12 protein-coding genes and 1 tRNA gene are annotated in these 14,795 nt (G+C 36.8%); 6 read left to right on the top strand and 7 right to left on the bottom strand.

Features of this window, described 5'->3' with window-relative positions:
- Nucleotides 1-8: 8 nt before the first annotated feature.
- Nucleotides 9-1,772, top strand: coding sequence for a phosphotransferase (locus DYQ05_RS00250; protein ID WP_206183620.1), 1,764 nt, complete (start codon nucleotides 9-11; stop codon nucleotides 1,770-1,772).
- 21 nt (nucleotides 1,773-1,793) lie between these two features.
- On the top strand, nucleotides 1,794-3,326 hold the full coding sequence (locus tag DYQ05_RS00255; RefSeq protein ID WP_206183621.1) for a BCCT family transporter: 1,533 nt from the start codon (nucleotides 1,794-1,796) through the stop codon (nucleotides 3,324-3,326).
- A gap of 51 nt (nucleotides 3,327-3,377) precedes the next feature.
- On the opposite strand, the gene DYQ05_RS00265 is transcribed toward DYQ05_RS00255, so the two are convergent.
- The 6 genes from DYQ05_RS00265 to DYQ05_RS00290 all read right to left on the bottom strand — a co-directional run bounded on the left by DYQ05_RS00265 (nucleotide 3,378) and on the right by DYQ05_RS00290 (nucleotide 10,464).
- Nucleotides 3,378-4,688, bottom strand: a complete 1,311-nt coding sequence (locus DYQ05_RS00265) for a glycine/betaine/sarcosine/D-proline family reductase selenoprotein B (RefSeq protein ID WP_252723417.1) — start codon at nucleotides 4,686-4,688, stop codon at nucleotides 3,378-3,380.
- Between the two features lie 13 nt (nucleotides 4,689-4,701).
- The gene (locus DYQ05_RS00270; RefSeq protein ID WP_024469507.1) at nucleotides 4,702-6,027 is read right to left on the bottom strand and encodes a glycine/sarcosine/betaine reductase component B subunit; all 1,326 of its coding nucleotides are present in this window, start codon (nucleotides 6,025-6,027) and stop codon (nucleotides 4,702-4,704) included.
- 3 nt (nucleotides 6,028-6,030) lie between these two features.
- Nucleotides 6,031-7,518, bottom strand: coding sequence for a BCCT family transporter (locus tag DYQ05_RS00275; protein ID WP_206183623.1), 1,488 nt, complete (start codon nucleotides 7,516-7,518; stop codon nucleotides 6,031-6,033).
- Nucleotides 7,519-7,905: 387 nt separating this feature from the next.
- Nucleotides 7,906-8,898: a FecCD family ABC transporter permease gene (locus DYQ05_RS00280; RefSeq protein ID WP_206183624.1), complete on the bottom strand. Its 993-nt coding sequence runs from the start codon at nucleotides 8,896-8,898 to the stop codon at nucleotides 7,906-7,908.
- Nucleotides 8,899-8,901: 3 nt separating this feature from the next.
- Nucleotides 8,902-9,837: an ABC transporter substrate-binding protein gene (locus tag DYQ05_RS00285; RefSeq protein ID WP_029410672.1), complete on the bottom strand. Its 936-nt coding sequence runs from the start codon at nucleotides 9,835-9,837 to the stop codon at nucleotides 8,902-8,904.
- 78 nt (nucleotides 9,838-9,915) lie between these two features.
- Nucleotides 9,916-10,464 (bottom strand): histidine phosphatase family protein, encoded by a 549-nt coding sequence (locus DYQ05_RS00290; RefSeq protein WP_206183625.1) that lies wholly within the window; start codon nucleotides 10,462-10,464, stop codon nucleotides 9,916-9,918.
- A 153-nt stretch (nucleotides 10,465-10,617) separates the two neighbouring features.
- On the opposite strand from DYQ05_RS00290, the gene DYQ05_RS00295 reads away from it, so the two are divergent.
- A complete protein-coding gene (locus tag DYQ05_RS00295) occupies nucleotides 10,618-11,211 on the top strand; it encodes a hypothetical protein (protein WP_206183626.1) in 594 nt (197 codons plus the stop codon).
- Between the two features lie 101 nt (nucleotides 11,212-11,312).
- On the opposite strand, the gene DYQ05_RS00300 is transcribed toward DYQ05_RS00295, so the two are convergent.
- Nucleotides 11,313-11,386 (bottom strand) — tRNA-Val (locus tag DYQ05_RS00300).
- 113 nt (nucleotides 11,387-11,499) lie between these two features.
- Between DYQ05_RS00300 and DYQ05_RS00305 the strand changes: the two genes are divergently transcribed.
- The 3 genes from DYQ05_RS00305 (at nucleotide 11,500) to DYQ05_RS00315 (ending at nucleotide 14,751) form a co-directional block, all read left to right on the top strand.
- The gene (locus DYQ05_RS00305; RefSeq protein WP_020963874.1) at nucleotides 11,500-11,886 is read left to right on the top strand and encodes a desulfoferrodoxin family protein; all 387 of its coding nucleotides are present in this window, start codon (nucleotides 11,500-11,502) and stop codon (nucleotides 11,884-11,886) included.
- Nucleotides 11,887-12,060: 174 nt separating this feature from the next.
- Entirely contained in the window at nucleotides 12,061-13,371 is a 1,311-nt protein-coding gene (locus DYQ05_RS00310; protein WP_029410675.1) for a hexokinase family protein, read from the top strand.
- Nucleotides 13,372-13,383: 12 nt separating this feature from the next.
- On the top strand, nucleotides 13,384-14,751 hold the full coding sequence (locus DYQ05_RS00315; protein ID WP_024467918.1) for an MATE family efflux transporter: 1,368 nt from the start codon (nucleotides 13,384-13,386) through the stop codon (nucleotides 14,749-14,751).
- Nucleotides 14,752-14,795: the final 44 nt, after the last annotated feature.

Here is a 14,795-nt window from a genome sequence, read left to right on the forward strand (position 1 = left end):
CCGCTTATATGAAAAGACGGTATTTTCAAATTGTTCAGCTGATGAAAGAAAACGAAGATATTTCACAAAGAGATATTGCAAAAAATTTAAAGATTTCTTTAGCTTATGTAAATAAAATTCTTTTTGATATGGAGCAGGACGGGCTTTTATACACGGAAGGAGTCCCCGCTTTCGGGAAAAAGCGGCTTACTCAAAAAGCATTTGCGGTTTTTGCGGAATGCAAAGTGGATAATGCAATTATTATGGCCGCCGGCTTCGGTTCCCGCTTTGTTCCGCTTACATACGCTACTCCTAAAGGGCTTTTGGAAATCTTCGGTGAACGTATGATTGAGCGGCAAATTAAACAGCTTAAAGAAGCGGGTATAAACGATATTACGGTTGTTGTAGGCTACTTAAAAGATACGTTCGAATATTTAACCGATAAATACGGCGTTAAACTTCTTTTTAACCCCGATTTTAAATCTAAAAATAATCTTTCCACCCTTTACCATGCACGTAAATATTTAAAAAATACATATATCCTTTCAAGCGATAATTGGCTCCGTGAAAATATGTACCATTCTCATGAATACGATTCCTGGTACTCTTCCGTTAAAATTTTCGGTAAAACTAAGGAATGGGTATTACGTACGGGTTTACACGATAAAATCCTAACCGTAAAAGTAGGCGGGAAGGACAGTTGGGTTATGTACGGCCCTGTTTATTTTTCCAAAGAGTTTTCAAAAAAAATAGTGCCGCTTATCGAAGAAGCCTATAATTTGGAAGATACCGATGATTGGTATTGGGAAGACGTTTACAGGCGTAATTTAAAAACTCTTACAATGTTTGCAAATAAACAAAAAGCGGGACAGGTTTACGAATTCGAATCTCTTGATGAAATACGCCTGTTTGATTCCTCTTATCTTATTTCTTCTCATGATAAATGGCTTGAGCTCATTTCTTCCGTTTTTAAAAGGGGTGAACACAGTATTACTAATTTACAGCCTCTCCATTTCGGAATGACGAATAAATCGTTTTTGTTTCAAGTTGAAGGAGAAAAATATATTTTTAGAATCCCCGGTGAAGGCACGAATATGCTTATAAACCGTAAACATGAACATGCCGTTTACACTGCAATTGCTCCGTTAAAATTAAGCGATAAGATTATTTTTTTCGACTCCGAACGCGGCGTAAAAATTACAAAATTTATGGAAGGAGTACGCAATGCCGACCCCAATAACAGCTGCGATTTAAAACTTTGCATGCAGGCTGCGCGCACTCTTCATTCTTCAAATATAAAAGTCGAGCATGAGTTTAATTTTGAAGAACGTATAAATTATTACGAAAAACTTGCAAATGAAAAAAACGGAATTCTTTATAACGATTATCTTGAAGTGCGTGAAATGGTACGTGAAATTTCGGATTATTTAAAACGGCTCGAAAAATCCTTTGCCTTAACCCACATAGATTTGGTTCCGGATAATCTTTTAATTTCGGAAAACGAGGTTTATTTAATAGATTGGGAATATGCCGGTATGTGCGACCCTCTTGCCGATTTGGCTATGTTTTCAATTTATTCATATTACGAAAACGAACAAATAGAAAATTTAATGAATATTTATTTTGAACGCGAGCCTTCGGAAAACGAAAGGCTTAGGGTTTATTGTTATGTAGTATTAGGCGGTTTTTTATGGGCATTGTGGACAAGCTATAAACAGGCGCTGGGTATCGAATTCGGAGACTACGGTTTAAAGATGTACCGTTACGCAAAGGATTATTATAAAAAAAATTAAGCGGTTATTAAAGGAATAAAAATGAAAACGATGATTAAAAATAAGGAAATTGATTGGCTTATTACGGCAGTACCCCTTACCGTAATTATCGCCGTTGCGTTTTTTTTATTAAAACTGCCCGATTCTTCAATGAAAATAGTTGATTCTTTATGGTATGTATTTGTAAACAAATTCGGTTTTTTTTATATGCTGTTGGGGCTGGGGCTTGTAATTACGGCAATAGGTTTGGCATTTTCAAAATACGGTAAAATAAAATTGGGTAATATCGAAAAGCCTCGTTATTCTAATTTTGAATGGGGCTCTATGATTTTTACTTCCACAATGGCGGCGGATATTTTATATTGGTCGCTTATTGAATGGGCTTATTATTTTCGGGAAACTCCGTTCGGTATGAAAAATTTAACGTTTGCCGAAAAACAGGACTGGGCTTCCGCTTATCCTCTTTTTCACTGGGGAATAACGCCTTGGGCATTTTATATAGTACCTGCCGTAGCCTTTGGCTTTATGCTGCACGTACGCGGAAGGACAAAACAAAAACTTTCGGAAAGCTGCCGTCCTATTTTCGGGAAACATATAGATAGGGGGCTTGGGAAGCTGATTGACGTATTTTCGGTTATAGGGTTGCTTGCCGGAACGGCTACTACTTTTTCTTTGGCCACTCCTCTTTTATCGCTTGCGGTTTCAAGTCTTTTCGGTATCCCGGAAAGTAAAATTTTAACCCTTATAATTCTTTTAGTTATTGCGGCGGTTTATACGGCTGCAGTTTTGTTAGGTTTAAAAGGTATTTCCAGGCTTGCAAAAATATCAGTCATTTCTTTTTGTATTCTTTTAGGTTTGGTATTTATAGCTTCGCCTAAAATATACATTATAGAAACCGGTATTACGGGAATAGGTAAGGTCTTACAGAATTTTTTTTCCATGTCCACTTGGATGGACCCTTTAAGGATTTCAGGTTCGGAAGGTTCGGGCTTTCCTCAAAATTGGACGGTTTTTTACTGGGCTTATTGGATTGCATGGTTTGTTGCAACTCCGTTTTTTATCGGTACAATTTCTGAAGGAAGAACAATTAAAAATACGGTAATAGGCGGACTTCTTTGCGGTATTGCCGGTACTTATTGTTCGTTTATAATTTTAGGCAATTACGGACTTCATTTGCAGGTACAGGGTATTTTGGATTCCGCAGCGGCATTAAATAATGTTGAGCCTTCAAAGGTTATTTTGCAAATCCTTCAAACTCTTCCGTATTCCAAATTGGTATTGACTGTTTTAGTAGTTACTATGATTGCCTTTTATTCAAGTACATTTGACGCAATTACCCTTGTTATTGCTTCTTATTCTCAAACCAATCTTGAAAAAAATACGGAACCGAAAAAGGGCTTACGTGCATTTTGGTCTATAGTTTTTGTTTTATTGCCGGCAGCCTTAATTTTGACGGGCACAAGTTTAAACCAATTACAAAGTCTTTCGATTATTGCAGCCTTTCCTTTAGGAATAATTATTATTTTAATTACTCTAAGTCTTTTTAAAGAGTTAAAAAGCACGGAAAAAATATAGAAACTTTAAAAGCCTGCCGGTTAAACCGCAGTGATTTAACCGGCTTTTTAATTATTGAATATCTTCAAATATCGTTTGTTCCTGAACGTCTTTAGTTAAGGCTTCAAGCGCCCATTTAACCCGTGAATAGCGTAAGGCATGCTGTTCTTCTTTGGAAGTTGCAGGGTCGCCTAAGGGATAAGGTATGGAAATTGTAGGTACAATTTTGTTTGTTCCTACGGTAAGAGCTACGGGGACAAGGTTACACATTAGCACAATAGGAATACCTGCCCGTTCTATTTCTTTTACTATCGTTGCGCCGCAACGTGTACAAGTACCTCACGTAGAAACCATTATACAGCCTCCGACATTATCGGCTTTTAAATGCGGTATAATTTCCTCCGCCATACGTTTGGCTTCCGCCTGCGTGGTTCCTGTGCCCACCGTAGAATAAAAATAGTTATGCAGTCTTGCAAAAACCTTTTCTTTTTCCATTTCTTTTAAAACGTCCCAAGGCAAAACAACGTTAGGGTCCGCATCCGCCGCAGCAGGGTCAAAGCCTGCATGTATAGTTTTAAATTCTCCCGATTGTAATCTGTCCATTTGGCTGCAATCATATCTTCCCCAGCGGGTTGCAGAAGCGGATTGAATTCTATCCGGGTTGGTTACCGGAACAATACCGCCCGTGTTTAAAACGGCAATTGTTGCTGCGGATAAATCTTTTATAGGTGGTGCCGCAGGAACCCTGTCTTTTTTGCTTATAATCAATTCCGTTTGATATTCTTCACCATTTAATTTTTTTATAAGCATTTGAACACCGCGTACTGCCGCATTGGGCCCGTTTTTAAGAAATACTTGTTTTCTTATTCCGCGTGCAAAGTAGCCTTCGGCTTCGGCTCCGAGAGTTTCTTCACCCGATAAAATTTTATTTGCGTAAAGAGCCATAGCTTCGGTATCTTTTTTTACGGAGCCAGCTGAATGTCCGCCTTTAAAAATAGGCATATCCTTTTTAAACATTTCCACTCCGGGGTTTTCAATATGCATAGAGGTTATTACCGGCACCTTAAATTTTTCTTTAACCGCTTTGCAAACATTACCGCAGGCAACTCCGTAGCGTCCTGCCTGAAAGGCGGGGCCTGCAATAAAAATGTCGAAGTCCTTATTTTCCAAAAAACCTAAAATAGTGTTAATCGCTTTTTCCGTATTCGACCCCATATAATTATCGCCGCAAATAATTGTATGAGTTATTTCCGCTTTTAAGATTGAACCTATTGCCGCAGCGGGGCCGACTTTTCCCTCCCGTATTTCAGGAGGATAATCGGCCTTATCTTCTCCGCCTATCCCCGCAAAAAACTGATTTACATAATATATCGCTTTTTTCATAATAAATGCTCCTTTAGAATTCCTTCATAGTTTTAACCGACCAACCGCTTATGCCGTCTCCGCAAAACATTGCGTTATTTTCCATAAGTATTGAGCCGTCTTTCCGTACCGACGGGCCCAATACTTCATCATAAGCCCAGCCGCCTGAAAGTCCGTCCCTTCCCAAGGCTTCCAATTCTCCTATAACTTTTTCCGCAGGAGGCAGCTCTATTAAATCGCTTACATCTCCTGTAGATACCAAAGCATTTGCTTTTTCGTCCAAGACGACGAGGGGTTGACTTGCACCGTCCCTTCCTACACATTCGTTGGAAATACCTACGGTTTTAATACCGAGATTTTCCAATTCCACTATACACCTTATATAATCGGTATCGGGGTTTCCGTAACCTTCTTCGGTAACAATAGCCCCTTCGGCTCCTATCATTTTGGCAATTGACCCCATAATAAGGGCGGAACGTTCTTTTTGCTCAAGAGATACATTCAAGTTGCTTAAAATTACGCCTAAAAAGTTTATAGTTTTACCGTGTTCCTTATAAAGCTGTTTAATTATTTCAAAATTTTGAAAATCGTAAGTTGACCACTTGGACGAGCAAGGCATAAAGCTGCCTGAAATAATGCCTCCGTCAAAGATAACGTTGGGGTTTACCAAAGTGGGCACATAACGGTTTAAATCCCAGCCGTAAAATAAATCGTTATAGCCCATTTCTTCCATTTGGGATTGAGGCTGCATTACCAATACTACCCTTTTCAGTTTTTCGATTTCAGGGCTTCGGTTAAAAATAGGTTGGTAATCATAAATATCTTTTGTTTCAGGCGTTTGATTTTGTACGGTTTTTCCCAAGTATTCGGCAAAACGGTGAGCCGCATAACGTATAGCACGGTTTTTCTTTTGCTGCTCATGCCTTTCGTCCGCTTCATCGGTATCTATTACCAAACAGATATTTATTAAACTGCTGTACATGGAATACTTTGCGCCTTCTCCCCACATATCTATAAGTCCGTCTCCGAAACTGCCCCAGTGCATTCCCACTCCGAGTATGCTTACTCCTTTAAGAGCATGAACGGTTCCTTCTCCGGCACTTACCGTTTTTCCCGTTACACCCGGGAATAAGGGGCGTCCGTCAATTCTGCATCTTGGCTCCACAGCTTCCTTAATCGGGACAATTCTAACCTTTTCGCCGGGTCTGGCAATTTCAATATCGGCATTTGTTATGTGGCTGTCTTTTTTAATAAATGCTACAGCCTCATCTTTGTTGATTGTTAAAACCCCGTCTTTAAATGAGGTTTCCTTGCCGAAAACTGCATTTTTTACCTGAAAGTTACCTATTTCAAGTTTCATTTTTTACTCCTTCAAATTCTTTGAATCCGTTTTTAAAGCTTTTACTATTCCAATCATAGTTAATACCATTATAAGTGAAAACGGAAAGCCCGATACTATAGAAATAGTTTGAATCATTTTTAATCCGTTTTCAGTTGTAACCAATAAGATTAAAGATAAGGCGCTTATTGCGGTACCCCAAATAAATTTGGATAAATTTGAAGGTTCCGGTTTTCCTTCTTCCGAAATCATTCCCAATACAAAGGTTGCGGAATTTGCACTTGTAATAAAAAATGTAAATAAAAGTATAATAGCTATTATATTTAAAATATAACCTAAGGGTAATTCTTTTATTACGACAAAAAATGCCGTTGTAGTATCTTTTGCGGCGGTCTGTAAAATTTCGGGAACCGTACTAAAATCTATCCCTGCAAAAATTGAAAACCAAATGATGGAAACTATTGTAGGTACAAAAAGAACGCCGGCTGCAAATTCTTTAATGGTTCTTCCTTTGGAAATACGGGCGATAAAAATTGCGGTAAACGGAGCCCATGAAATCCACCATGCCCAGTAAAAAATCGTCCAGCCTCCGTACCATTCCATATTATCAAAGGCCCCTGAAGAAAAGGACTCTTTAATCAAATTTTGAAAATATAAACCTGTGCCTTCAACGAGGGTGTTTAAAATTCCTAAACTGGGGCCGAGTATAAAAGCTCCGATTAAAAGTACTATAACAAGGCGTAAATTTATATCGGAAATTAATTTTATTCCTTTGTTTACACCCGAAACCGCCGTCCAAATAAAAATTACCGTAATTCCGAAAACCAAAAGTATTTTTACAAATACGGTAGAAGGAAGTCCGAAAACGTAATTTAAACCGCTTGAAATTTGCTCCGTGCCCAAACCTAAAGAGGTTGCCATTCCTCCTATGGTTGCAAATACGGCAAGTCCGTCTACAATTTTTGCCATAATCGGAAACCATTTTTTTTCACCGCAAAGCGGAATAAAAACGCTGCTTATTAAGCAGGGGGATTTACGTTTATACTGCATATAACAAAGAGCCATACCTAATACACAATAATTTGCCCACGGGTGCAGGCACCAATGTAAAAATGATTTTGTAATCGCAAATTCTTTTGCAGCCGCTGTCATAGGCTGTGCATTTAAAGGATTCATATAATGTGCTAAGGGTTCTGCAATGCCGTAAAAAACAAGACCTATTCCCATACCGGCCGAAAATAACATGGCAAACCAGCTTAAATTGCTGTACTCGGGTTTTTCATTTTGATTACCTAATTTAATGTCCCTGTAAGGACTGAAAAATCCTATCCACACTATAAAGACAATAAACGACGTCATTATAAGCGTATATCCCCAGCCGAAATTAAGGGTAATAAAAGAGAACATTGTATTTCCCGCTTTTTCCAAATTTGTAGGAGAAAGTAAACCCGAGGCGACAATTAAAATGACAACCAGTAAGGGACACCAAAATACCGCATTGATTTTTTTCATAAAAACTCCTTTTTAATTTAAGAAAGGCATATCTAAAAATATCAATTTTTAGAAAGATTTACTTAATATATTATCCTACCCGTTTTTGTATTTTGTCAACCCCGATATGCCGTTTTTTTTGATTTTTTTTAAAAAAATATCAATTTAAATATAGTTTGTTAAATGTTGTTCGTACAAAACCGTAAAATCGATTTTTTTTATCTTTTCATATCAAATTTAAAAAATATTACTTCCGACGGATTTATTTTGTTTAAACTTATAATACGTAAAGGAGAAGTTTGTATGTTGGGACGGAAATTCGTAAAAAAAACAGCGGATTAAATTTTATCGGAATGCGGGTCAGTGTCCTGCTGACTTTACTAAAGGAAATATCGTAGTAAACAGGGGCTAAACCTTTTTCTTGCGCAGCAAATATACGAAAAAAGGCCCTCCTATTAACGCCATTAAAGAACCCACAGGAAGCTCCAGAGGCGATGCTATTGTGCGGGCAACCGTGTCCGCTATAAGCAAAAATATCCCCCCTGTAACTATGGAAAATGGAAGTACGTATTTATAATTAGGCCCCGTTATAAGCCGCACTATATGAGGAATTACCAATCCTACAAAACCGATAACTCCCGCAAGCGAGGTGGAAATTGCGGCTAAAAAAGCGGCGGTAAAAGAAATAAAAAGACGGCTCGTGTTTATGTTTAAACCTAAACTTAGGGCCTTTTCATCTCCGAATAAAAGCAAATTACTCGGCCTGATTGAAAGCATGGCCGCCGCCAAGCCTATAATGGAATACGGAAGAATTACTTTTACATCGTTTATGCTTCTTCCTGAAAGACTTCCCGAAAGCCAAAGCATTATATTTTGAATTTTATCGTTATTTAAAAGCGTAATAAGGTAAGAGGCTCCCGCTAAAAATGCGTTTACCGCAACGCCGGCCAAAATTAAGCGTACCGTTTTTATTCCGCTTTTCCATGCAAGAAGGTAAACCGTTACGGCCGCTCCCATAGCCCCTAAAAAAGCGAAAAGAGGGGCGGCTGTAACAAAGTTCGGAAAAACCAAGAGGGCGAGCAAAAGACCTAATTTCGCGCCGGCGGAAATTCCTATAATACCGGGGTCCGCAAGGGGGTTTTGAATTACCGCTTGAAACAGGGCTCCTGCAGCCGCAAGGTTTGCTCCTACAATGAGAGCTAAAATTACGCGCGGCAAACGTACTTCAAGAATAATTATTGCAAACCGTGAAACGCTTTTTTTTGCAAAAAGAATATCTTTAATTTCACTTAAAGGTATTTGCGTACTGCCTAAATAAATTCCTGCAAATATTGCCGCTGCAAAAAACACGGCTAATACAAAAGCAAAAATTACTATTTTTTTTTTGCCTATATTCTGCAATCATTATTCGGCGGCACCGTTATTTTCGCTGTTATCGTATATAAGTTCTTTTAAATTTTCTACGGCATTCATTATCTTTAAATTGCGCGAAGCGGTATAAAGATTACTGTCCAAATCGTAAATTTTATTTTCCCGAACGGCTTTAACTTTAGACCAAATTCCGCTGTTTGAAAATTCTTTACGTAAAGAATCTGCCGAGTCTTCAGGTTTAGTGTGCGTAAGTCTTATTATTATATCGGGTTGATGTTTTACAATTTCTTCTATATTTATAGGAACATAGGCCTTATCGAAGTTACCGATGTCGTTTGCGATATTATGAATTTTTAAAATTTCCATTAAACTTCCGGTATAGCAATTTTTTGTACCCATCATCAGTTTTTTAGGAGAGCCTAAAATCATTAAAACCTTAGGACTTTTTTTTCCGTTTATTGCACGTTTAATTTCCAGCGTTTTTGCTTCAATGGTTTGAATAACCCGTTCGGCTTCTTTTTGTTTTAACGTAATAGTTCCTATCTTTCTTATCGAATTTAAACACTCCGAATAAGAATCCAAATCGAAATACTCATGTTTTATATTTTGGTTTATAAAAATTTTATCAAGAGTCGGCTTTGAACCGAGAGAAGCTAAATATAAATCCGCATTTAACATTTTTACCGTTTCAATATCCGGCTTCATGGGATTTCCGATTTTTGTACACTTTTCATAAAGTTTGGGAAGACTATGGCGGCTTGTAGGTACCCCGATTACATTTTTATAACCCAGGTCGCTTAATATTTCCGCTATGGACATTGTTCCGGCAATGACGGAAGGGCTTCCGTCCGAAAGGGTTTTATCCGGCAATTCTTGCTTTCCCAAACCGGTCAATTTACCGATATTTTCCGAAAAAAAAACTGCCGTAAAAAACAGCACAAAAAATAAAGAAAGTTTATATTTACTCATATTTTGTATTCTATCAAAAACGGGGTAAAAAGGTCAAGGCTGTAATTACCGTTTTATTTTAAATTAAAAACCGTTTATCTATAAATTAAATTCAAGAAGTTTACAATTTTCTATTTCAAGAACTTCAAATTCGTTTTGAGTAAAACTTTTAAAATATGTACATAGCATAGCCGTCATTATCCCATGACATACAAGGAGAATACCTTCTTTAGTATCTTTGTGCTTTTTTAAAATATCTTCAACAACCGAATAAGCCCTGTGTGCAACATCTGCAAGGGACTCTCCTTTGGGAAACCGCATAAAGGGTTGTTTTAATATTTCTTCTACGGGAGAATTTTTCCAGTTTGCGCCTTCAAAGGTTCCGAAATTCATTTCTTTTAAAAGCTCATTAGTAATTGCCTTTACGCCTAAAGCCTTTTCAATGTAAGAAGAAGTTTCTTTTGCTCTTTTAAGCGGAGATACGTAAATGGTCTTTATATTGTATGTATTTTGATTTGCCGCAATATCGTAAGCCAGGGCTTGAGCCTGTTCGCGTCCCTTATCGGTGAGTTCCGCTTCCGAAATCCCGCATGCCAATTCTTTTACATTCCAATCGCTTTCTCCGTGCCGTGTTATAAAAAGTTTCATATTAAAAGGATTATACCGGTTTTGACGGTAAAAAACAAGAACTTGAATGTTATTACCGCAGGGGGCCTTATTTTTAATAACTTTTTTTTCTTTAAGCTTGCGGGTTGACTAATTTATAAAAGAAATATAAAATATAAGTATTGGAAGAGAACTGTGAAAAAAATAAAAAAAGTGTTTATATTAAGTGTATTGCTATTTCTTGCCTGTAAAAAACCGGTTTACCGATTAAAAATCGATAATCAATCCGACTGGGATATTGTTGTTAATATAACTAATCTGAAAGAGTTGGGAACATATCAAAAGTTTTCCAATTATTTAATTCCTAAAAAAGATATATGCTATTTTGATATTATGCATAACGGAACTTGTAAATTGCTTAGTGTTAACGGTGCAAAAATTCATTTCAGCGATAAAAGCAGTATGATTTTAACAAACGATGAACCTGTTGAAATAAAGGTAATAAATAAAACGGGTAAAAATTTTTTATTATATAATGTTCCGTTATTGCCCGTTTCCTTATGTGAGTATTATGTCAAGCACTATAGACCTAATTTTAGTAATGTTAATATCAGCGATTCTGATACTGAATCCAATCCTAAAGTATTAAAAATATACGGGTGGCAAATTAAGCAATGTAAAAATGAACGGGAATTAAATTCTTTGGCAATAGGTTTTAAGGCAAACATACCGAATATTAAATTCAGTTTTAAAACGGAAAATAACAGCATATATTTAATATGCTATTAGCCCGATTTGCGTTAAATTTTATTTACTTTAAGTATTAAATAGGGCGTTAATTTATACTTTTGGAAGTATTTTAGAAAGTTATGCGGAACCGTTTTTAAAACTGGGCAATACCGGAATCGAACCAGTGACCCCAAGCGTGTCATGCTTGTACTCTAACCAACTGAGCTAATTGCCCTAAACTCAACGAAAAGCAATAATACTCTATTTTCCTCTTTACGTCAAGCCCTTTTTTTGGTATATTATAAATACCGGATATAATTCGGAATAAAAATAATTTAGGAGTATAACATGAATAAAGAAATCAGTTTTTTCCTGTGTCAAAAGGGAACTGCAACCGTAATAGGGCTTGATTGCTGTAAAGATACTCAAGTATCATGCTGCGGTGAAACGCTTTCTGCAGTAAAAGTAGGCAGTGTGGACGCCGCAAAAGAAAAACACGTTCCCGTAGTTGAAGTAAACGGAAATACGGTAACCGTAAAAATAGGCTCCGTAGCCCACCCGATGACTCCCGAACACTATATAGCATGGGTTTGCTTAAAAACGGAAAAGGGGCTTCAATTTAAAGAGCTTCCCGTAGACGGGGCTCCGGAAGTACAGTTTGCAATTACTTCGGACGATAAAGTAATAGAAGCTTACGAATTTTGCAACCTTCACGGTGTTTGGTCGGGAAAATAAGATTTACGCTTTGCGGGATTGCAGGCGGGTACCGCTTATTAAAAAGATAGCCGTATTTCGCCGCTCCGTACAAGTTTAAGTTTTTAGATTTTTATTTACAAGATAAAAACTTTATGAGGAGAGGTCCGAAAGGGTCTCTCCCTTTTATAAATTTATAATAATATTTAATTAAAAATGAAAGAAATAGACTCCTTTTTTTTAAGGCATAATTTTAATCCTCATATCGAATTGGAAAAAGCCGTTCCTCTGCTTATTGAAGATATGCAAAACGGATTAAAAGCCGATTTTAAAACCTCATCGTCAATGGATATGATTCCTCTTTGGAAAAGCGTACCGAATGAAATACCGAAAAATAAAAGCGTTATTATAATTGATGCAGGCGGGACAAATTTCAGGACAGCCCTTGTACGCTTCGATAAAACCGGGCAAGCCGATATCTCTTCTTTTTTTAAGTACAAAATGCCGGCTCTGGATAAGGAGATGAACAATGAAGAATTCTTTGACGCAATTGCAGATTATTTGGAACCGTTAAAGGATAAGGCTGAAACCGTTTCATTTTGTTTTTCATTTGCAATTAAAATTTTCCCTGACGGAGGCGGAGAAGCTATAAAGCTTTCAAAGGAAATTAAACTTCCTAAAATTACCGAATGTAAAATTAACGAGGGGTTACATCAAGCTCTTTTACGCAAGGGGTGGACGAGCGTTAAAAAAGTAATAATGGTAAACGACACGGCAGCCGTTTTGCTTTCGGGAATTATTCCGCAGGAAGGCGGTAAAATGTGTTATGATTCTTTTATAGGCTTTGTTTTGGGTACAGGGTTAAATTCCTGTTATATTGAATACGGTAATATAGAAAAAATAAAAGATACGCCGTTTTACGGAAAACCTCAAATGGTGGTATGCGAATCCGGGAAAAGTTGTAAAATTAAGCAAAGCGAATTCGATAAAGAACTCTCGGAAACTTCAAATTTAAAAGATGAATATTTTTTGGAAAGAATGTGTTCCGGCCGTTATGTGGGACAGGTTTGCTCAATTGCTTTGCGTACTGCGGCGCGGTTCGGTATTTTTTCCGAAAAAGCGAATAAGGATATGATAAATTTACCCGATTTTACAACGGAAGAAATTTCGGTATTTTTAAAAGAGCAAAACAATGAAAAAAATATTTTTTCAAGTTTTATTTTAAAAAACGGAATTTCTTTAGACTATATAAAAATTTATTATATTTGTAATGCCTTTTTTGAAAGAGCGGCGAGACTTTCTGCTGCGGTTTTTGCGGCTGCGGCAATTAAAACAGGTAAAGGCAAATCGCCTGAAAAGCCTCTTTGTATTATGGGTAACGGTTCCGTTTTTTCACACGGATTTTTAATGAAAGAAAGAATTTTTAAATTTTTATATGAATTTTTAACTGAAAAAACGGGTGTTCATTTTGTACTAAAAACTTCGGATAATTCCGTAAGTTTGGGTACCGCTATTGCAGGAATTTAAGGTTTTAATTTTATGGATAATAATTTACGTTTAAACAAAAGTTTCTTTGATAAAGAATTTTTAAAAATGCTGTTTACTATTGCTTTGCCTATTATATTACAAAATCTTCTTAATTCTTTTGTAAATATTTTAGATATGGTAATGATAGGAAGGCTGGGCACGGTTGAAATCGCGGCAGTGGGATTGGGTAATCAGCTTTTCTTTTTGCTTAATCTTATTTTATACGGCACGGCTTCAGGCGGAATGGTTTTTACGGCACAATTTTGGGGTAAAAAAGATTTGGAAGGTTTACGTAAAACATTCGGTCTTTCTTTAACTACGGCTCTTTTTTTCAGTACCGTGTTTACTCTTGTTTGTATGTTGGCGCCTGAGCAAATTTTATCTCTTTACTCTAAAGATACGGCTGTAATTAAAGTGGGGGCAAGATATTTAAAAATCGTAAGCGCCTGTTTTATTCCGTTTTCAATCAGCTTTATTTTTATCTTTACATTACGTGCAATAGAGCAGGTTAAGGCGGCTGTAACCGTTACAATTATTTCGTTAAGCGTTAATTTGGTTCTAAATGCAATATTGATTTTCGGTCTTTTCGGATTTCCTGCACTGGGTGTTGAGGGTGCCGCCGTTGCAACCGTTGCTGCAAGAGCTACGGAACTTGTATTCTTTTTTATTATTACAAAAAAGAAAAAATATCCCATACTTGGAAAATTTAAAGAACATTTTTTATTCAGCGGTAAATTTTTATGGACGTTTTTTTTAATCGTATTGCCGGTTATTTTTAACGAATCCTTGTGGTCCCTCGGAATGACATTTCACCACAAGATATTTGCAGGCTTGAATACTTTTTCCTATGCAGCTTTCAGTATCACAAATACGGTATCGCAGCTTACTTGGGTGGTTTTTATCGGACTCGGAAACGGAATAAGTGTTTTAATAGGTAAAAAAATCGGTGAGGGTAATTATGAAGCTGCAAAATCTTATGCTTTAAAAATCGCTTTTTTCGCTCCGTTTTCGGCAATTTTCGTGGGAGCAATGTTAATTCCCATTTCATTTATTATTCCGTATATTTTTAATGTTGAAAAAGATGTTTTAATTTATTCAAAATATTTTTTGGCAATACTTGCAATGTGCTATCCTTTAAAAGCTTTTAATATGAGTATGTTGGTAGGTGTTATACGTGCAGGCGGAGATACTAAATTCGGTGTAGTTTATGATACTCTTTTTCTGTGGATTATATCTGTTCCTCTTGCGTTTTATTTATCGGTATACACCGCTTTTCCTTCATGGTTTATTTATCTTTGTCTCTTTGCAGATGAACCCATTAAGGCTTCTATAGGTTTATTACGATTAAAATCCGGAAAGTGGCTTCATAGGATAGTTTAACAGTAAACGCCCATGACAGCTGTTATGCATAGGAAAAAAATTAC

It is taken from the genome of Treponema pedis, from assembly GCF_017161325.1.
Classification (GTDB): domain Bacteria; phylum Spirochaetota; class Spirochaetia; order Treponematales; family Treponemataceae; genus Treponema_B; species Treponema_B pedis.